This window comes from Streptomyces sp. NPDC018947 (genome assembly GCF_044390505.1).
Lineage (GTDB): Bacteria > Actinomycetota > Actinomycetes > Streptomycetales > Streptomycetaceae > Streptomyces.
Genome location: NZ_JBIRZD010000029.1, coordinates 20,922 through 39,725, shown reverse-complemented (window position 1 = coordinate 39,725; position 18,804 = coordinate 20,922). Strand labels below are relative to the sequence as shown.

The following is an 18,804-nucleotide window of genomic DNA, read 5'->3' as shown; positions in this document are numbered from 1 at the left end:
TTCTTACCAACGTGCCCGTGTTGACGCGCCAACCGCTGCGGGCGGACACCCCCCGACCCGTCCCCTTCCCGCCGTACGCGGCTGACCGCCGTCCCCGCCCTAGCTGCGGGCCGCCGACGCCGTCCCCGCTGCGAGCAGTCGGTGTCGTCCCCAGCTGCGGGCAGTCGTGCCTCCCCCAGTGCCTGAAGGGCCTGGGAGGTACCCCCAGGGCGGCACGGGTGGGTGGTGGGGGTCCCCCCGCTCGAGCGAAGCCGAGAGTGGGGGAGGCACCCCGTCAGCGCCGGGCAGCGCCACCCACCCCGGTCGCGCACCCACGCCGGGCACCCTGTCGGCACCGGCCCGCGCAGCCACCCCGCGCCCACGCCCGGGCACGCCCTGAGCGCAGGACAGCCGGCCCGCGCATCGGGCCACCTGCCCTCACCCCGGTTCACCGGGCACCCCGCGACCAGCGAGCCAGTCCCGCAGCCGCCCGTACGCCGCGAGCCCGTCCGGCACCCACTCCCACTCCCCGAGCCGCCGCAGCACCTCCCCCTCCTCCAGGAACCCCCACCACGCCACCTCCTCGGCCTGCGGCTCGACCGCCAGAGCGCACCGCACGTCGTACACCGCCGACCACCACGTCCGCCCCGCGCCGTCGTCGTACAGGAACTTGAACAGGAACTCCGGACGCCCGAGCCCCCGCACCCCCAGCTCCTCCTCCGCCTCCCGCAGGGCAGCCTCGTCGTAGGACTCACCCGCCCCCACCACTCCGCCCACGAACATGTCGTACAGCGAGGGAAACACCAGCTTCGTCGCCGTTCGGCGGTGGACGAAGAGCCGGCCCTCCGCGTCCCGGACCCGCACGAACACGCACCGGTGCCGCAGCCCCCGTGCGTACGCGTCGCCCCGCCGGGCCTGCCCGGTGACGTGGTCGTTCTCGTCGACGATGTCGAGGATCTCGTCAGCAGCGCTCATACGCCCATCCAAGCAGCGGCCGCCCCCGCACCGCCGTTGGAGGTCCCGCGCCGGCCCGCGCTCGCCGTGCCCTGCGGCATCGCCGGATGCATGCCGAGCAGGACGATGCCCGTCACCGCCGCGCCAGACCCCCCGCCTCCCACGCGAGCGCCCCGGCATCGGTCCGCAGCCGGTCGTCGAGGAAGCCGACCCCGCAGGCGATCCCCGCGAGCGGCTGGGCGACCGACCTCAGTGCCGGTGGGGGCGGGACGCCGGATGGCGCCGCATCCGGGTGGTCCGGGCCGGACTCAGCCTCAAGTCCCCTTTCTGTAAGCGGAGTTGACGCGTGTAACGGGTCGTCGAGGCTTGACGTCATGCGTTGGCTGCCGGTTTGCTGTGCGTGACCAGTGCATGGCAGACCGGCTACGACGACCTACCGCGTCGCGTGAGGAAGTTCCCGCGGTGTCCCCACCTCCGCCACCCCTCGGCCGCGGCCGCAGGCGTGCGGCCCAGTCCTTCGACGAGGCCCTCGACGACGCCGAACTGTCCGTCGCCCGCGGCGCGTTGGTCCAGGGACGCTGGCAGTCCGCCCGTTCCCTGCTCGTCCAGACGGGTGACGACTGGGACCGCCGCGGCCACCGGGTGACGGTCCTCGCCAAGGAGTCCTCCTGCGCGGCCTGGACCCGCGAGTGGCTGCTGGCCGAACCCGACTCCACCGACGCCGCCGTCCTGCTCGCCCTCGCCCGGGTCCGCCGCGCCCTGCGCGGCAAGGAGAAGCCCGGCCGGGCACGCGACGCCTGCCGCGACGCCGCCGCGCTCGTGCCCGCCGACCCCACCCCCTGGCTCGGACTGCTCATGCTGGAACGCGCCCTCGGCACGGACGAGGACGTCGTCCGGACCTTCGAGCACGTGCGCGCCCGGTTCGCCGACCACCACCACGCCCACCACCTGGTGGTGGCCCGGCTGGCCGAACGCCGAGGCGACGGCGGCCCCGACCCGCTGCACGAGGTGTACGAGTTCGCCAACTGGGCCGCCGAACAGGCCCCCGCCGACTCCCCGCTGGCCATCCTCCCGGTGGTGGCACACGCCGAGCGCTACCGCGTACTGGCAGCCGCCGGACACGAGCCCGCCGACCCCCGGGCGTCCGGCCACTGGGTCGGCCGCCGGGCCCGGCAGGTGATGAAGGCGGCCTTCGACTGGTGGCTGGAGTGGGAGCAGGAGGGCCATCCGCGCCGCCTGATCGACCTCAACTTCCTCGCGCACGCCAAGTCCTGCGAAGGCCGCGGCGCCGAGGCCGCCGCGCTCTTCCACCGCATCGGCGAGCACGCCACGCCCGCCCCCTGGTCGTACCCGGACCGCGACCCGCACCAGGCCTTCCGCACCGCCCGCGACGGCGCGCTGGGCACCACCTGACCCCCCGATTCCCACAGTGAGGACGGCACCCCGATGAGCACGGGCAGTTCACGCACGAGCGGACCCACGAGCGACGGTGGCATCAGCACCTTCAAGGGCGAGGAGCGGGCCCTGCGCGCCGACCGGCTGGGCACGGGCGGCCTCCTGCTGTCCGTGCTCGCCGCCACCGCCCCCCTCATGGTGGTCGCCGGGGTCATGCCCACCACCTACGCGGTGATGGGCATCGTCGGGCAGCCGCTGCTCTTCGTGGTGCTCGGCGTGGTCCTGATCCTCTTCAGCCTCGGGTACGCCGAGATGAGCCGCCACGTCCACAACGCGGGCGCCTTCTACGCGTACATCTCCCGCGGGCTCGGCGGCACCGCCGGGGCGAGCGCCGCGATGGTCGCGCTGGTCGCCTACAACGCCCTCCAGGTCGGCATCTACGGCATCTTCGGCTTCGAGGTCTCCGGGCTGCTCGCCACCTACGCCGATCTGGAGGTCGCCTGGTGGATCCCGGCGCTGCTGGCCGTGCTCGCGGTCGGCACGCTGGGCTGGCTGAAGATCGACGTCAACGCACGCGTGCTGGGTGTGCTGCTGCTCATCGAGGTGGTCCTGGTGGTGGTGTTCGACATCGCCGCCGTCGCCGACCCGGGCCCGCAGGGGCTGTCGCTGCACGCCTTCGACCCCGACACGCTGACCGGCGCCGGCGTCGGGACCGCGCTGTGCTTCTGCATCGCCGCCTTCCTCGGCTTCGAGCAGGCCCCCGTCTACGCCGAGGAGACCAGCCGCCCGCATCTCCTGGTGCCGCGCGTGATGTTCCTGGCCGTCGGCTTCGTCGCCGTCTTCTTCGCGCTCAGCAGTTGGGCCCTGACCGTCGCCACCGGCCCCGACAGGATCGTCGGCACCGCCCGGGAGCAGAGCGCGGGCCTGCTCTTCTTCCTCACCGAGTCCCGGCTCGGGGGCACCTTCACCGACGTCCTGCACGTGCTCTTCGTCACCGGCATGTTCGCGGCCCTGCTCAGCTTCCACAACGTCGTCGCCCGGTACGCCTTCGCCATGGGCCGCGAGGGCCTGCTGCCCGCCGCCTTCGGACGCACCAGCGGCACCAGCGGCGCGCCCGGCACCGGTTCGCTGCTGCAGACCGCCGTGTCCGCCGTCGTGGTCGCCGGCTTCGCGATCGCCGACGACAAACCGGCCGGCGACCCGACCGAGCCCGTCCTGCACCTCTTCACCTGGGGCGGCAACATCGGCGCCCTCGGGGTGATCGTGCTGATGGCCGCGGCCTCGTTCTCCGTGGTCGCCTTCTTCGTCCGCCGCGGCGCTGCCGCCGCCCAGGGCGTCCGCCTGGTCACCTCCGCCGTCGCGGGCACCGCCCTGCTGGTGATCGCCGGTTACACGGTGAAGGACTTCGACGTCCTCGTCGGCGCCGGCCCCGGCTCGTCCCTGGACCGGCTGCTCCCCGGCGTCATCGGCCTCGCCGCGGTCGGCGGCCTGGTGCAGGGCCTGGTGTTGCGCGCCCGCGCCCCCGAGCGGCACGCCCGCATCGGACTGGGCAACGAGGCCTTCCAGCTCGACAAGGCGGCCGACAAGGTGTCCTGAGCCGCGCGGGCCGTACGGGACGACGACGGCGCCCGCCCCCCGGGGGACCGGGAGCGGGCGCCGTCGTGGTCGCGGTTCGCGTATGCCTGGACGAACGGCCCTCTAGATGATCAACGAGAGCAGCAGGACCAGACCACCCGCGACCACCGAGATGATCGTCTCCATCACGGACCACGTCTTGATGGTCTGGCCGACGCTCAGGCCGAAGTACTCCTTCACCAGCCAGAAGCCGGCGTCGTTGACATGGCTGAAGAAGAGCGAACCGGCGCCGATGGCGAGGACCAGCAGGGCCGCGTGGGTGGTCGACATGTCCGCCGCGAGCGGCGCGACCAGACCGGCCGCCGAGACCGTCGCCACGGTCGCCGAACCGGTCGCCAGCCGGATCGCCACCGCGATCAGCCAGGCCAGCAGAAGCGCGGGGATCGACCAGTCCTTGGAGATCTCCAGGATCATCCGGCCCACGCCGGAGTCGATGAGCGTCTGCTTGAAGCCGCCGCCCGCGCCGACGATCAGCAGGATGCCCGCGATCGGCGCGAGCCCCTTCTCGACCAGGCCCGAGACGCGGTCCTTGGCGAACCCGGCGGGCCGCAGGAGCGTGAATATGCCGACTATCACGGCGGCGAGCAGGGCGATCAGCGGCGAGCCGACGACGTCGAAGACGCGCTGCACGATCTGGTCGGGGTCGTCGACGACGATGTCCACGAGCGCCTTGGCGAGCATCAGCACGACCGGCAGCAGGATCGTGGCGAGCGTGGCGCCGAAGCTCGGACGCTTCTCCAGCGTCTCGGAGGCACGCTGCGGGATCATGCGCTCGGGCGCGGGCACGTCGACCCAGCGGGCCGCGTACTTCGAGAACACCGGACCGGCGATGATCACCGTCGGGATCGCCACGAGGACACCGAGCGCCAGGGTCACGCCGAGGTTGGCGCCGAGCGCGTCGATCGCGACCAGCGGGCCGGGGTGCGGCGGGACCAGGCCGTGCATCACGGACAGACCGGCCAGCGCCGGGATGCCGATGCGCATCAGGGAGTAGTTGCCGCGCTTGGCCACCATCAGGACGACCGGGATCAGCAGGACGATGCCGACCTCGAAGAACAGCGGCAGGCCGACGACGGAGGCGATCAGCACCATCGCCCACGGCATCGAGCGCACGCTCGCCCTGGCGAGGATGGTGTCCACGATCTCGTCGGCGCCGCCGGAGTCGGCGAGCATCTTGCCGAGGATCGCGCCGAGCGCGATGAGCACGCCGACGCCCGCGACCGTCGAGCCGAGCCCGGTGGTGAAGCTGGCGATCACCTTGTCGAGCGGCGCCCCGGCGAACGCGCCGAGGGCCAGCGTGCCGATGGTCAGGGACAGGAAGGCGTGCAGCTTGAACTTGGTGATGAGCAGGACGATGACGGCGATGCCCAGCAGCACGGCGATGCCCAGTTGGGCGTGGCCGGCGGAGGTGATCGGCTCGACGGTGTCCGCTGCCAGCATCTCGACGCTGAGTCTGGTCACGGTGGTTCCCTTGGGGTGAGGGGGATTCGGGGAGTGCGGGACCGTGCGCGCAGGCGGCGGCACGGCCCCCGGGGAGGCCGTGGGGGGTCGGCCCGTCGGCTACAGGGCCGGTTCGGGGAGGGACTGCAGGGCGGTGATCGCCCTTTCGGTGATCTCTTCGGGGCTGCCGGCGACGTCCACCGCGACGCCCGCCTCGTCCGCCTCCAGCGGCTGGAGCGTGGCGAACTGGGAGTCGAGCAGTGCCGTCGGCATGAAGTGCCCCTGGCGGTGCGACATCCGGTCCTCGATCAGCTCGCGGCTGCCCGTGAGGTGGACGAAGACGACACCGGGAGCGGCGGCCCGGAGCCGGTCGCGGTACGACCGCTTCAGCGCCGAGCTGCTCACCACCCCGCCGAGGCCCGCCCGCCCGTGTGCCCAGGCGCCGATGGCGTCCAGCCACGGCAGGCGGTCCTCGTCGGTGAGGGGGGTGCCGGCCGACATCTTGGCGATGTTGGCCGGCGGGTGGAAGTCGTCGCCCTCGGCGTAGGGGACACCGAGCCGGGCCGCGAGCAGCGGTCCGATGGTGGTCTTCCCGGTGCCCGCTACGCCCATGACCACGACGACATGGGGGGTGCGCAGTTGCTGCATCGTGCTCTCGCTGTCTGCTGTCTTCGTCGACACGTGATGTCGAGGTAACTGAAACCCATTAGGTACGACAAATTCAAGAGTCTGTGACATATAAGTCTGACTTTTTGTTCCCGTGACCCGCCCCGTACGCTGAGTGCATGAGCACACCGGGCCGGGGGCTGCACGGCCGCGTACTGGACACCCTCGGCCCCGCGATCACCGCGGGCGAATACCCCGCGGGCAGCGTCCTGCGCACGGACGAACTGGCGCAGCGTTTCGAGGTGTCACGCTCCGTGATGCGCGAGGCCGTCCGCGTACTGGAGTCCATGCACCTGGTCGAGTCGCGCCGACGCGTGGGGGTGACCGTCCAGCCCGAGTGCGAGTGGAACGTCTACGACCCCCAGGTCATCCGCTGGCGCCTGGCGGGCGCCGACCGCCCGCGCCAGTTGCGCTCCCTCACCGTGCTGCGCTCGGCGGTCGAGCCGGTGGCCGCGGGGCTGGCGGCCAAGAACGCCACCGCGGACCAGTGCGCCGAGCTGACCGAGTGCGCGCTCGGCATGGTCGCCAACTCACGCGGTCGCAGGCTGGAGCAGTACCTCTTCCACGACGTGGCCTTCCACCGCGTCATCCTGACCGCCTCCGGGAACGAGATGTTCGCCCGCCTCGGCGGCGTCGTCGCCGAGGTCCTGGCCGGCCGCACCCACCACGCCGTGATGTTCGAGGACCCCGACCCGGCCGCCGTCACCCTGCACGTCCAGGTCGCCGAGGCCGTCCGGGAACGGGACGCCGAGCGCGCCGAGCAACTGACCCGTGAGATCACGGTGGGCGCGCTCCAGGAACTGGACATCCTCGCGCCGTAGCGCGGCCGCTACGCCGGGAAGTCCCCGTCGACGTACACCCACGCCCCGTCCGACCGCTCGAACCGGCTGTGCTCGTGCAGCGACCCGCCCCGGTAGGACGCGCGGAAGGTGACGGTCCCGGTGGTGTGGAAGGGGGACCCGTCGGTCGTCCCCAGGATCTCCAGCCCGGTCCACCGCGTCCCCGGATCCAGGTCGAGGCGCGCCGGCCGGGTCCTCGGGTGCCACGTCCTCAGCAGGTACCCCGCGTCACCCTTCACGAAGGCGCTGTACCGCGAACGCATCAGCGCCTCGGCGGTCGGTGCCTGCGCCTGCCCGGAGTGGAAGCGGCCGCAGCACTCGTCGTACGTCCGGGGCAGCCCGCAGGGGCAGTTTCGCGTGGTCATGGCGGCCATTGTGCCCGCCCGGGTCCGTGCGCCGGAAAGCCGCACAGCAGAAGGCCCCTGCTCAGCAGGGGCCTTCAGTGGTGTCCGAGGGGGGACTTGAACCCCCACGCCCGATAAAGGGCACTAGCACCTCAAGCTAGCGCGTCTGCCATTCCGCCACCCGGACAAGGTGTCTGTCGCGCGGGGTGCTCCCCGTGGCGACGACGTAAACATTACCAGGCTTTCGGGGGTGGCCGATCACCCCCCGGCCGTCGTGAACGGCGTGTGACGGGCCGGTCCCCGTCTTGGGCCCGGAGGCCCGGCGGGGGAGGATGAGGGGGACCCCACCAGCAGTGACAGCGGGAGGAAGCACGTGAGCGAGTCGGGCACGGCCAGGAGCGTCACCGGCGAGGACGAGGTCGTCGACCTCTGCCGCGAGCTGATCCGGATCGACACCAGCAACTACGGCGACCACTCGGGCCCCGGCGAGCGCGCGGCGGCCGAGTACGTCGCGGAGAAGCTCGCCGAGGTGGGCCTGGAGCCGCAGATCTTCGAGTCCCACCCGGGACGCGCCTCCACGGTGGCCCGCATCGAGGGCGAGGACCCGTCCCGGCCCGCGCTGCTCATCCACGGACACACCGACGTCGTCCCGGCCAACGCGGACGACTGGACCCACCACCCGTTCTCCGGCGAGGTCGCCGACGGGTGCGTGTGGGGGCGCGGCGCGGTCGACATGAAGGACATGGACGCGATGACCCTCGCGGTCGTCCGCGACCGGCTGCGCACCGGGCGCAAGCCCCCGCGCGACATCGTCCTGGCCTTCCTCGCCGACGAGGAGGCCGGCGGCACCTACGGCGCGCGCTACCTCGTCGACGAGCACCCGCACCTCTTCGAGGGCGTCACCGAGGCGATCAGCGAGGTGGGCGGCTTCTCCTTCACCGTCAGCGAGCAGCGCCGGCTGTATCTGATCCAGACGGCCGAGAAGGGCATGCACTGGATGAAGCTGACCGTGGCCGGCACCGCCGGGCACGGCTCGATGATCCACCGCGACAACGCCATCACCGAGCTGTCCGCGGCCGTCGCACGCCTCGGACAGCACAGGTTCCCCGTCCGTGTCACCAAGACCACCCGCGCCTTCCTCGACGAACTGGGCGACGCCCTCGGGACCGAGCTGGACCCGGAGAACATGGAGGGCACGCTCGCCAAGCTGGGCGGCATCGCCAAGCTCATCGGCGCGACCCTGAGCAACACCGCCAACCCCACCCAGCTCGGCGCGGGCTACAAGGTCAACGTCATCCCGGGCGAGGCGACCGCACACGTGGACGGGCGGTTCCTGCCGGGGTACGAGGAGGAGTTCCTCGCCGACCTCGACCGGATCCTCGGCCCGAACGTGCGGCGCGAGGACGTGCACGCCGACAAGGCCGTCGAGACCACCTTCGACGGAGGCCTGGTGGACGCGATGCAGTCCGCGCTGGTCGCGGAGGACCCGGCGGCGAAGGCGATCCCGTACATGCTCTCCGGCGGCACGGACGCCAAGTCCTTCGACGACCTCGGCATCCGGGGCTTCGGCTTCGCGCCGCTCAAGCTGCCGCCGGAGCTGGACTTCGCGGGCATGTTCCACGGCGTCGACGAGCGGGTGCCCGTGGACGGCCTGCGGTTCGGCGTGCGGGTGCTCGACCGGTTCATCGACGCCTCCTGACCGGCTCCCCGACGACAGGCATTCACCCTTCACCGGTATTCGGCCGTGCGTACGGGAGGCGACCGGCAAGGGTGAATGCGCTCATAGGCTCGTAGCCTCATTACTCCTTCCTCGTTACAGGTAATGCGATCAGCAATTTTGTGATCGCCCTTGTCAACCAGGAGGAACAATGCTCAAGAAGGTCGTCGCCGCTGCTGCCGCCACCGGTGGTCTGGTTCTCGCGGGCGCGGGCATGGCCGTCGCCGACTCCGGCGCCCAGGGTGCCGCCGTGCACTCCCCGGGTGTCCTCTCCGGCAACACGGTGCAGGTGCCGGTGCACGTGCCGGTGAACGTCTGCGGCAACACGATCTCGGTGATCGGCCTGCTGAACCCTGCCTTCGGCAACGTCTGCGTCAACGATTGACGCTCGCTCCTCGCCTCATGAGGGTCTGATTCCGCCGGTTCCGGAGTGCGCGTTCGTGCGCTCCGGGGCCGGCGGTCTCCGGGGGCGGAAAACGCACCAGTGTGCGTAAGCGTCGGCAGCGACGGAATTCTCGGCATTACGGGACTAGGGCAAGGCAGGAATTCGAAATGCGACAGGTCACCCGCAAGGGCCTGATGACGATGGCGGCGGCCACCGGCGTGATCGCCGCCGCGGGCGGCGCCGCTCACGCCGACTCGGGGGCGTTCGGCTCCAGCACCGGTTCGTCCGGTGTGCTGTCCGGCAACACGGTGCAGGTGCCGGTGCACGTGCCGGTGAACGTCTGCGGCAACACGGTCGACGTCGTCGGCGTCCTCAACCCGGCGATGGGCAACGCCTGCGCCAACCAGGGCGCCGGCGCCTCCGACGACGAGGAGGCCTCGCAGGGCGGCTCGCAGGCCGACGGCTCCAGCACCGGTTCGTCCGGTGTGCTGTCCGGCAACACGGTGCAGGTGCCGGTGCACGTGCCGGTGAACGTCTGCGGCAACACGGTCGACGCCGTCGGCGTCCTCAACCCGGCCACGGACAACGAATGCGCCAACGGCGGGGGCGAGTCCACCCCGCCGGGAGAACCGGGCAACCCCGGTGAGCCCGGGAACCCGGGTGAGCCGGGCAACCCGGGTGAGCCCGGCAACCCCGGTGAGCCGGGAAACCCGGGTGAGCCCGGCAACCCCGGTGAGCCGGGGACTCCCGGCAACCCCGGCGAGCCCGGTACTCCCGGCACCCCCGGAGAGCCCGGCACCCCGGGCAACCCGGGCGGCGAGACGCCGGAGGGCAACGAGCCGGGCACCCGGACCGTCACCCGGCCCGGCGGCGACGCGCAGCTCGCCGAGACCGGCAGCGAACTTCCGCTGGGTCTCGCCCTGCCGGCGGGCGCCGGAGCGCTGCTCGCGGGCACGATGCTCTACCGCAAGGCGCGAGCCTCGGCCTGACGGCAGGCCGGAACACGGAGCGGGCCCCGCACCGGCGGGACCCGCTCCGTCCTGTCACACGCGCGGGCCGCACACGGGGCGCCCGTTCACCAGGTGGCGCGCACCTGACGGATGATCCGCCGCCTCAACCGCACCTTGCGGCTGCCGTCGCGCAGCAGGCTCAGGCGGTACAACTCCCAGTGTCCGTACTCGGCATGGTCGGTCAGCAGACGCGTCGTCTCCTTGCGGGAGACCCCGCGTGGCACGTAGACGTCGACAAATTCGTATTCCGGCATCGCATCTATTGTGCGGGCTGGGGCCCGGTACGGATAGCGTCTGCACTATGTCTGATGCTGCGCAGCCCACCGCTGCCGAGGTACGCGCCGCCGCCGAGGCCGTGAAGACGGCGCTCGACCGCCACCTGGCCGCGGTGGAACGCCGGTCGGGGGAGGACGACCCGGCCGTCTACGAGGCGTTCAACCAGTTGGCCGCGGCCGCGGAGGCGTACGACGAACTGCTCTACGACCGGTACGACGAGGTGACCCCCTTCGAGATCCCCGGTGCGGACGACACCCTGCCGCCGTACACGGGCCCAGAGGAACCGAGCGCGCTGAGCGTACTGATCCGCCGCGACTACGCCGTGGCGGAGCCGCAGCGGCTGATGGCGCAGGCCCGGCGGATCGAGGCGGCGGACGACGAGGCCGAGGTGGGCGCCGATGTCGCCGGCACGGTCCACGGGGCGCTGGGGATCCTGTTCGGCGAGTTCGAGGCCGACGAGATCGCCTCCCGGCACAAGGAGTTCGGCCTGGAGGAGGGCGACTCCACGCTCTGGGTGACGGCCGCGGACGAGAGCGCCGAGCCGGGCGAGTGGCTGGAGGCGCCGTTCGACGAGGTCGATCCGCAGCAGGTGGTCTGCCGCTTCGACGTCAGCGCCGTCTTCGACGACGAGTTCGACGATGACGACGAGGACGACGACGAGGTGGCGGAGCTGGAGGAGGACCTGGACGCGGACCTGCCCGTCGACGAGGAGGACGACGGCGAGCCGGAGAGGCCGCGGGCGGACTTCTGATCCGTCGCCGGGCGGGGACGGCGGCGGTCACGGGCGTCCGTCCGTGACCGCCACCGCCCCTTCGCGTGTCCGTCCGAGCCTCGAAGCCTCAGCGCGTCAGTCGGCGGACGGGACCTGCGGAGCGAGCAGCGCCGGCAGCCGGGTCGTGCGCGGCTTGGCCGGGACCTCGGCGACGGCCCGGGGCAGTGCCTGGTCCACGCCGTGCACCACGGACAGGTGCCGGGCGGCCCGGCCGAAGGCCGTGTAGACCCACGGGCGGCTGAGCGCCGGTACCGCGTCGCCGGGCAGGACCACCACCACCGCGGGCCACCGGCCGCCCACCGCCTGGTGCGCGGTCATCGCCCACCCGTGCCGCACGCAACGCTCCACCTGCTCCCTCGGTACGACGACGGTCTCGCCCGCGCACGACAGGCGCAGCCCGTCGGCGTCCGCCCCCACCACGAGGCCCGGCAGCGTACGGCCCGGCGCGGGGGAGTGGACGACACGGTCACCGGGGTCGAAGCCGCCGAAGCGGCCCGGGCCCGGATTCAGCCGTTCCTTCAGGGCCGCGTTGAGCGCCCGCGTGCCCGCCGCACCGCCGTGCCCCGGCGTGATCACCTGGGTCCGGTCGGCGGGGACGCCGATCGCGCGCGGCACCGAGTCCGCGACGAGCTGCACCGTCCGGTGCACGGCCTCGCCCGCGTCCCGGACCGGCACGATCACGACCTCCTTGCCGGGCGCCTCCACCTGGGCCAGCTCACCGACGCCGATGCCGGAGACCAGTTCGCCCAGCGGGCCCGGGTCCGGACGCCGCGAGGCGACCTGGGGGCAGATCCGCGCCGCCAGCAGATCCGCGAAGACCCGTCCCGGGCCCACGGACCACAGCACGCCGGGGTCGCCCGCCAGCACCAGCCGGGCCCCGTCGGGCAGCGACTCCGCGAGCAGGGCGCCCGTCTCCACGTCCACCTGCGGCGCGTCGAGCACGACGAGCAGATCGAGGTCCAGCGCACCGTCCGCGTCCCGCCCGGGCCCCTCGGCCCCGGCCAGCAGCCCGGCCAGGGTGACGACAGGGGGCCCGTCGGGGGCGGGCGTCCCGGCGGTGGCGTCGGGCGAGGCGGCGTCCGGCGTCGGTGACTCCGGGTGCGGCGCGGTCGGCCGGTCCGTCAGCAGGGCGGCGAAGCGGTCCCGGCCGAGGGGGCCGTGCGCGGCGGCCCAGGCGCGCAGCCCGAGGCCGTGCGCCGCCCGCAGCAGGGCCGCGGGTTCGGCGAGGGACGCCTCCCCGCCGGTGTGCAGGACCAGCCCGTGGCCCGCGACCGCGCGGATCAGGTCGGCGGCGGCCCCCGGGGCGGAAGCCGCGGCCTGCTCCCAGCCGGGGGCGCCGTCCTGCCTGGGCACCGAGTTGACCAACCGGGCCAGACCGTCGGCGAGGCTCTCCTCCGCGAGCGCGTACCGCTCCAGGCCGACCAGGACCCGGACCGGCCGTTCCTCCGCCTCGTCCGCGCCTTCCGCCTCCTCGGCCGCCGGCCCGGAGCGGGCACCGGGTTCGTCCAGGGCGTCCTGGAAGACCAGGGCCTCGCCCTCGGCGAGCGTGCTCTGCACAGCGGCCTCCGGGTCGGGCACGCCCCGCTGGGCCAGCGTCGTCGTGAGCCGCGGCAGCTCCAGCGCCGTGTGCCCGGCCAGGGCCGCCTGCTCCAGCAGCCAGACGGTGACGGCACGCCCCCGACGTTCGTCGTCCGGGCCGCACTCCGCTCCGAGCAGGGCCCGGGCGAAGCCGTCGGCCTGCTCCGGCCGCACCCCGGCGACCCGCAGCAACTGCCAGGGGTCGGCGCGCAGCGCGTCCTCGGCCGTCTCACCGAGGACCTCGGCGACCTGCGGCGCGAGCGCCTCGGGGGCGCCGCCCTCGGCGAGGACGCGCCGGACGGCCGCGACGGTCCCGGGCGCGGGCCCGGCGGCGGGCGGGGCCGGCACCGGCTCGGGGCGGCGCACCGGCTCGGGGGAGGGGCGGCGGGGCGCGGGGCGCGGCTCGTCGAAGACCGTGGCGGGCGGCTTCTCTCCGCTCTCGACGGCGCGCACGGCGGCGAGCAGCTCGGCCGCCGTGCCGCTGAGCTTGGCCCCGCTCTCGATCGGCGCCTGCTTCTCGGCCTTCCGCCGCTCGATCCGCTCCCGTTCCAGCCGCTGCGCGGCCAGCTCGGCCTCGGCCTCGGAAACCTGCGCAGCCGCACCGTCGCCCGTAGGGCCGTCACTCGCCGGACCGTCCCCCGCGGGGCCGGCAGCGGCCGCACCGTCGCCGCCCTGCTCACCGGCCTCCGCGGCCACGGGGCCGCCGGCCTCCGGCGCCCGCGACGGCGTAGCCGCCTGCTCGCCCTCGGCCCGTTCGGCGTCCTCCCGCCCCGTCTCCTCCGTGCCGCCCGGCGTCTTCGCCCCGGCGTCCACGGCGTCCGCGGTGTCCTCGGCGGGCTCGGGCTCCGTGCTCACAGCGTGCTCCAGTCGTGATCGGGATAGCGGTGCACGGGCGCCGACACGTCGTCGAGCGCCCGGCGGATCTCGTCAGGAAGACTAAGGCTCTCCACTGACAACGCCGCCGTGAGCTGCTGTGCCGTGCGCGCCCCGACGATCGGCGCGACCACGCCGGGCCGGTCGCGGACCCACGCCAGCGCCACCTGGAGCGGCGTCACCGCGAGCCCGTCCGCGGCCGTCGCCACCGCGTCCACGATGTGACCGGCCGTGTCGTCGAGGTAGGGGGCGACGAACGGCGCCAGGTGGTCGGAGGCGCCCCGCGAATCCGTCGGGGTGGCGTCCTTGCGGTACTTGCCGGTCAGCACCCCGCGCCCCAGCGGCGACGAGGGCAGCACCCCGATGCCCAGGTCCAGGGCGGCCGGCAGCACCTCGCGCTCGATGCCGCGCTGGAGCAGCGAGTACTCCATCTGCGTACTCGCCAGCCGGTTGCGCACCCCCGGCGCGGCGAGCTGCCAGGTGGCCGCCTTGGCGAGCTGCCAGCCGGAGAAGTTGGACACCCCCACGTACCGGGCGCGGCCGCTGCTCACCGCCACGTCGAGGGCGTGCAGCGTCTCCTCCAGCGGCGTGTGCGGGTCGAAGGCGTGCAGGTGCCACACGTCGACGTGGTCCGTGCCGAGCCGGGCGAGCGAGGCGTCCAGCGCCGAGAGCAGGTGGGCCCGCGAACCGTCGAAGCGGCGGTCGGGATCCGGCACGCTGCCCGCCTTGGTCGAGAGCACCAGGTCCCGGCGCGGCACCAAGCCCTCCATGAGCCGGCCGAGCAGATATTCGGCCTCCCCGTCGCCGTACACGTCCGCCGTGTCGACGAGGGTCCCGCCCGCTTCCCAGAACGTCTTCAGGAGGTCCGCCGCGTCGTGCTCGTCGGTGTCCCTGCCCCAGGTGAGGGTGCCCAGCCCGATGCGGGACACACGCAGGCCGGTGCGGCCGAGATGCCTCTGCTCCATGAACGCCGACATTACTGGCCACGGCCTGCGCCGTGGGGGCCTGTGGACAACCGGATCCGCCACGCTAAGGTCGGGGCACCACAGACGTTACTGATCGGTAAGGGGAATCGGCCATGCAGCTCGGGATCAACCTCGGCTACTGGGGTGCCGGAATGGACGCGGACAACCTGGCCGTCGCCCAGGAGGCCGACCGGCTCGGTTACGCCGTCTGCTGGGCCGCCGAGGCCTACGGTTCGGACGCCGCGACCGTGCTGAGCTGGGTCGCCGCGCAGACCGAGCGCATCGACATCGGCTCGGCCATCTTCCAGATCCCCGCGCGCCAGCCCGCGATGACCGCGATGACGGCCGCCACCCTCGACTCCCTCTCCGGCGGCCGGTTCCGCCTCGGCCTCGGCGTCAGCGGACCGCAGGTCTCCGAGGGCTGGTACGGCGTCAAGTTCGACAAGCCCCTGGCCCGCACCCGGGAGTACGTGGAGATCGTGCGCAAGGCGATGACCCGCGAGCGCCTGTCGTACGAGGGGGAGCACTGGACGCTGCCGCTGCCCGGCGGGCCCGGCAAGCCGATCAAGCTGACCGTGCACCCGCAGCGTGAGCACATCCCGCTCTACATCGCCGCGATCGGCCCGAAGAACCTGGAGCAGACCGGCGAGATCGCCGACGGGGCGCTGCTCATCTTCCCGTCCGCCGACCACCTGGAGGAGACCGCCATCCGGCATCTGCGTGCCGGGCGGGAGAAGGCCGGGAAGAGCCTCGAAGGGTTCGACATCGTCCCCACCCTGCCGCTCGCCCTCGGCGACGACCAGGACGTCACCGCGCTCGCCGACATCTTCCGCCCGTACACCGCCCTGTACGTCGGCGGCATGGGCAGCCGCAAGCAGAACTTCTACAACCAGCTCGCCCGGCGCATGGGCTACGAGCGGGAGGCCGCCGAGATCCAGGACAAGTACCTGTCCGGCGACAAGCAGGGCGCCGCCGCGGCCGTACCGCACGACCTGATCGACCGGACCACGCTGCTCGGCTCCGTCGACCGCATCGCGGACCGGATGAAGGCCTACGCCGCCGCCGGCGTCACCACGCTGACCCTCGCCCCGGCGGGCTTCACCCTGGACGAGCGGATCGCCGCGCTCCGCGCCGGCACCGAGGCCCTGGAACGCGCCGGCCTCGCCTGACGGCGGCGTCGGTCCCGGAAGGTTCTGCGGCCGTGGTGGGGGCTCGGGGGTCTTCCCCGCCACGGCCGTCACGCGGAACAACGCGTCCGGGCCCGCGGGGTTACGCCCCAAAGCCCGCCCGCCGTCCTTCGTTCGGCCGACTCGCACGCCGCACGTGTTGCCGGTCCCGGCGGTCCGCACTTGACTCGTTCTTTGCGGACACTGCGGAGCCCCGCCACGGCAGAGAGGTGCCAGCGATGCTTTCGGCCAAGAGCCTGTTCCAGGAGATCCTCGACAACGACGAGTCATTCCGTCTCTTCTGCTCCATCGCGGCCAGCGGCGAGTCGCAGGGCGGCTGGGAGAACGCCCGCATCGCGGCGCTGGTGCCCGAGAGCGAGCGCGCCCTGGCCCCGAAGATCACGCGGCACGGCGCGGACGAGGACAAGCACGGGCGGATCTTCAACGCCCTGCTGAAGAAACGCGGGCTCGAACCGGTCCGCGTACCGCCCGAGACCGACTACACCATGCTCCTGGAGCGGCACGGCATCGGCCTCGCGCACGACAAGCTCAAGGCCGACAGGCCCCTGACCGAGCGGGACGTCATCACCTACCTCGCGCACAGCAGGGTCACCGAGCAGCGCGCCGCCGAGCAGATGGCGCTGCTCCTCAAGTACTTCGCCGACCACCCCGGCATCGGCCGTGCCGTGCGCATGATCTCGGCCGACGAGGACAACCACCTCGCCTACTCCCACGAGGAACTGCTGCGCTTCGCCGCCGCCGGACACGGCCGGTACATCCAGCGGACGCTGCGCGAGTGCGCGCTCGCCGAGATCCGCGTCCACCGGGACGTCAGCCTCGCGGTGATGGCCCACATGGGGCGGATCCTCGGCTGGTCGCGGGCCAGGTCGGCGGTGCTCGCGGCGGGCATCCGCGCGGTGTACGCCTACGAGCGGCTGGCCGGCTGGCGCCGGATGGTCACGCTGCGCCTCCCCGAGCGGCGCGACGCGCTCGGCGGTCCCTCCGCCCCGGCCCCCGAACTCGCCTGACACGCCCCGGCCGGCGGTCCCGCCCCCGGGCCTAGAGCCAGCCCCGGCGCTTGAACTGCCGGTACAGCAGCACCTCCAGGACGGCCATCACCGCGATCACCGCCGGATACGACCACACCCAGTGCAGCTCCGGCATGTGGTCGAAGTTCATGCCGTAGATGCCCGCGATCATCGTGGGGACCGCGGCCATCGCCGCCCATGCCGAGATCTTCCGCATGTCGTCGTTCTGGCGGACGCTCGTCTGCGCCAGATGCGCCGACAGGACGTCGGACACCAGCCGGTCCAGGCCCTCCACCGACTCGTTGACCCGCAACAGATGGTCGTTGACGTCCCGGAAGAACGGCCGGGCCCTGTCGTTCACGAACGGCACCCCGGGGCCGAACGCGCCCGTCCCGGCCAGGCGGGCCAGCGGCGGCGCCAGCGGGCCGGTCGCGCGGCGGAACTCCAGGATCTGCCGCTTGAAGGTGTAGATGCGCGACGCCGTGTGCCGCGAGCCGCCGCCCTCCGGCGAGAACACCTCCGCCTCCAGCTCCTCCAGGTCGGTCTGGAGTTCGGTCGCCACGTCCAGGTAGTGGTCGACCGTGGCGTCGGCTATCGCGTACAGCACCGAGGTGGGGCCCTTGCCGAGCAGCCCGGGCTCGTGCTCCAGCCGTTTGCGCACGGCCCCGAGCGGTGAGCCCTCGCCGTGCCGGACGACGACCACGAACGCGTCGCCCAGGAAGATCATGACCTCCCCGGTCGACACGGCGTCGCTCTCCGGCTCGTACACCACCGGCTTGAGCACGGCGAACAGCGAGTCCTCGTACACCTCCAGCTTGGGCCGCTGGTGCGCCTTCAGGGCGTCCTCGACGGCCAGCGGATGCAGTCCGAACTCCTCCGCGACCAGGTCGAACTCGCGCTCCGTCGGCTCGTACAGCCCGATCCACACGAAGCCGCCCGCCGTCCGCGCCTCGCCGAGCGCGTCCGAGAAGTCCTCGGGCCCGTCCGTGCGGCGCCCGTCCCGGTAGATGGCACAGTCGACGATCACCGAACGCATTCTCCCCTCGCCCCGGCGGACTCCCACCGCGCCGTACGCCTACCCTGGCCGCATGCCCACGCTGATCCTGGTTAGGCACGGACGTTCCACCGCCAACACCGAGGGGGTGCTCGCCGGCTGGACGCCCGGCGTCTCCCTCGACGAACGCGGCGCCGCGCAGGCCGCCGCGCTGCCCGGGCGGCTCGCCGCCCTGCCCCTCGCCGAGGTCGTCACCAGCCCGCTCCAGCGCTGCCAGGAGACGATCCGGCCCCTGCTGGACGCCCGGCCCGGCCTGCGGGCGCACACCGACGAACGGATCGGGGAGTGCCACTACGGCGACTGGTCCGGCCGCAAACTCGCCGAACTCAAGGACGAGCCCCTGATGGAGGTGGTCCAGGCCCACCCCTCGGCGGCCGCCTTCCCCGGCGGCGAGTCGATGCGCGCCATGCAGACCCGCGCCGCCGAGGCGGTGCGCGAGTGGAACGCGCGCGTGGAGCGCGACCACGGCGCCGACGCCGTCTACCTCATGTGCTCCCACGGCGACATCATCAAGTCGCTCGTCGCGGACGCGCTCGGCCTCCACCTCGACCTCTTCCAGCGCGTGTCCGTCGAACCCTGCTCGGTCACCGCGATCCGCTACACCCGGCTGCGGCCGTACCTCGTGCGCCTCGGCGACACCGGCGACTTCGCCTCCCTGGTGCCGCGCGAGGAGCCGCCCGAGGGGGACGCCCCGGTCGGTGGTGGTGCGGGCGCACCGTGATCGTCGC

General features: G+C 73.0%; 18 protein-coding genes, 1 tRNA gene and 1 pseudogene. 10 read left to right on the top strand and 10 right to left on the bottom strand.

The genetic code is table 11. The annotated features are described in order from the left end of the window. Positions 1 to 417: 417 nt before the first annotated feature. Both ACH499_RS34345 and ACH499_RS34340 read right to left on the bottom strand, forming a co-directional pair. Positions 418 to 954 (bottom strand): NUDIX domain-containing protein, encoded by a 537-nt coding sequence (locus tag ACH499_RS34345; protein WP_399020962.1) that lies wholly within the window; start codon positions 952 to 954, stop codon positions 418 to 420. Then, positions 951 to 1,192, bottom strand: a pseudogene (locus ACH499_RS34340) (hypothetical protein); the annotation flags it as partial. The gene ACH499_RS34345 and the pseudogene ACH499_RS34340, both read right to left, overlap by 4 nt. 203 nt (positions 1,193 to 1,395) lie before the next feature. On the opposite strand from ACH499_RS34340, the gene ACH499_RS34335 reads away from it, so the two are divergent. Both ACH499_RS34335 and ACH499_RS34330 read left to right on the top strand, forming a co-directional pair. Beyond that, positions 1,396 to 2,346: a hypothetical protein gene (locus tag ACH499_RS34335; protein ID WP_399020960.1), complete on the top strand. Its 951-nt coding sequence runs from the start codon at positions 1,396 to 1,398 to the stop codon at positions 2,344 to 2,346. Between the two features lie 33 nt (positions 2,347 to 2,379). Further along, on the top strand, positions 2,380 to 3,924 hold the full coding sequence (locus ACH499_RS34330) for an APC family permease (RefSeq protein WP_399020958.1): 1,545 nt from the start codon (positions 2,380 to 2,382) through the stop codon (positions 3,922 to 3,924). A 102-nt stretch (positions 3,925 to 4,026) separates the two neighbouring features. On the opposite strand, the gene ACH499_RS34325 is transcribed toward ACH499_RS34330, so the two are convergent. Both ACH499_RS34325 and ACH499_RS34320 read right to left on the bottom strand, forming a co-directional pair. Next, entirely contained in the window at positions 4,027 to 5,424 is a 1,398-nt protein-coding gene (locus tag ACH499_RS34325; RefSeq protein WP_399020956.1) for a GntP family permease, read from the bottom strand. A 99-nt stretch (positions 5,425 to 5,523) separates the two neighbouring features. Beyond that, complete coding sequence (locus ACH499_RS34320; protein WP_365604819.1) at positions 5,524 to 6,051, bottom strand: gluconokinase; 528 nt, start codon at positions 6,049 to 6,051, stop codon at positions 5,524 to 5,526. 137 nt (positions 6,052 to 6,188) lie between these two features. Between ACH499_RS34320 and ACH499_RS34315 the strand changes: the two genes are divergently transcribed. After that, positions 6,189 to 6,890, top strand: a complete 702-nt coding sequence (locus ACH499_RS34315) for a FadR/GntR family transcriptional regulator (RefSeq protein ID WP_399020954.1) — start codon at positions 6,189 to 6,191, stop codon at positions 6,888 to 6,890. 8 nt (positions 6,891 to 6,898) lie between these two features. Here the strand turns inward: ACH499_RS34315 and ACH499_RS34310 are convergent, their stop codons facing one another. Together ACH499_RS34310 and ACH499_RS34305 are read right to left on the bottom strand one after the other, a co-directional pair. Then, positions 6,899 to 7,273, bottom strand: a complete 375-nt coding sequence (locus ACH499_RS34310) for a YchJ family protein (RefSeq protein ID WP_399020952.1) — start codon at positions 7,271 to 7,273, stop codon at positions 6,899 to 6,901. A 78-nt stretch (positions 7,274 to 7,351) separates the two neighbouring features. Next, a tRNA-Leu gene (locus ACH499_RS34305) sits at positions 7,352 to 7,439 on the bottom strand. Between the two features lie 186 nt (positions 7,440 to 7,625). On the opposite strand from ACH499_RS34305, the gene ACH499_RS34300 reads away from it, so the two are divergent. The 3 genes from ACH499_RS34300 to ACH499_RS34290 all read left to right on the top strand — a co-directional run bounded on the left by ACH499_RS34300 (position 7,626) and on the right by ACH499_RS34290 (position 10,343). Next, the gene (locus ACH499_RS34300; RefSeq protein WP_356205925.1) at positions 7,626 to 8,951 is read left to right on the top strand and encodes a M20/M25/M40 family metallo-hydrolase; all 1,326 of its coding nucleotides are present in this window, start codon (positions 7,626 to 7,628) and stop codon (positions 8,949 to 8,951) included. A gap of 169 nt (positions 8,952 to 9,120) precedes the next feature. Further along, a complete protein-coding gene (gene chpH, locus ACH499_RS34295; protein WP_356205924.1) occupies positions 9,121 to 9,354 on the top strand; it encodes a chaplin ChpH in 234 nt (77 codons plus the stop codon). A gap of 167 nt (positions 9,355 to 9,521) precedes the next feature. Continuing rightward, the gene (locus ACH499_RS34290) at positions 9,522 to 10,343 is read left to right on the top strand and encodes a chaplin family protein (RefSeq protein WP_399020949.1); all 822 of its coding nucleotides are present in this window, start codon (positions 9,522 to 9,524) and stop codon (positions 10,341 to 10,343) included. 86 nt (positions 10,344 to 10,429) lie between these two features. On the opposite strand, the gene ACH499_RS34285 is transcribed toward ACH499_RS34290, so the two are convergent. Then, positions 10,430 to 10,618: a DUF5703 family protein gene (locus ACH499_RS34285; RefSeq protein WP_161163089.1), complete on the bottom strand. Its 189-nt coding sequence runs from the start codon at positions 10,616 to 10,618 to the stop codon at positions 10,430 to 10,432. Between the two features lie 47 nt (positions 10,619 to 10,665). Here ACH499_RS34285 and ACH499_RS34280 point away from each other — a divergent pair, with 47 nt between their 5' ends. Continuing rightward, the gene (locus tag ACH499_RS34280; protein ID WP_399020946.1) at positions 10,666 to 11,391 is read left to right on the top strand and encodes a hypothetical protein; all 726 of its coding nucleotides are present in this window, start codon (positions 10,666 to 10,668) and stop codon (positions 11,389 to 11,391) included. A gap of 96 nt (positions 11,392 to 11,487) precedes the next feature. On the opposite strand, the gene ACH499_RS34275 is transcribed toward ACH499_RS34280, so the two are convergent. After that, complete coding sequence (locus tag ACH499_RS34275; protein ID WP_399020944.1) at positions 11,488 to 13,845, bottom strand: helix-hairpin-helix domain-containing protein; 2,358 nt, start codon at positions 13,843 to 13,845, stop codon at positions 11,488 to 11,490. Beyond that, positions 13,842 to 14,828: an aldo/keto reductase gene (locus ACH499_RS34270; RefSeq protein ID WP_356205920.1), complete on the bottom strand. Its 987-nt coding sequence runs from the start codon at positions 14,826 to 14,828 to the stop codon at positions 13,842 to 13,844. Before ACH499_RS34270 ends, ACH499_RS34275 begins: the two co-directional genes overlap by 4 nt. Positions 14,829 to 14,941: 113 nt before the next feature. Between ACH499_RS34270 and ACH499_RS34265 the strand changes: the two genes are divergently transcribed. Continuing rightward, complete coding sequence (locus tag ACH499_RS34265; protein ID WP_356205919.1) at positions 14,942 to 15,997, top strand: LLM class F420-dependent oxidoreductase; 1,056 nt, start codon at positions 14,942 to 14,944, stop codon at positions 15,995 to 15,997. A gap of 236 nt (positions 15,998 to 16,233) precedes the next feature. Continuing rightward, a complete protein-coding gene (locus tag ACH499_RS34260) occupies positions 16,234 to 17,022 on the top strand; it encodes a ferritin-like domain-containing protein (RefSeq protein ID WP_399020941.1) in 789 nt (262 codons plus the stop codon). A 31-nt stretch (positions 17,023 to 17,053) separates the two neighbouring features. Here the strand turns inward: ACH499_RS34260 and corA are convergent, their stop codons facing one another. Further along, positions 17,054 to 18,049 (bottom strand): magnesium/cobalt transporter CorA, encoded by a 996-nt coding sequence (gene corA, locus ACH499_RS34255; RefSeq protein ID WP_356205917.1) that lies wholly within the window; start codon positions 18,047 to 18,049, stop codon positions 17,054 to 17,056. 61 nt (positions 18,050 to 18,110) lie between these two features. Here corA and ACH499_RS34250 point away from each other — a divergent pair, with 61 nt between their 5' ends. Next, positions 18,111 to 18,797: a histidine phosphatase family protein gene (locus ACH499_RS34250; RefSeq protein WP_399020939.1), complete on the top strand. Its 687-nt coding sequence runs from the start codon at positions 18,111 to 18,113 to the stop codon at positions 18,795 to 18,797. Positions 18,798 to 18,804 lie beyond the last annotated feature (7 nt).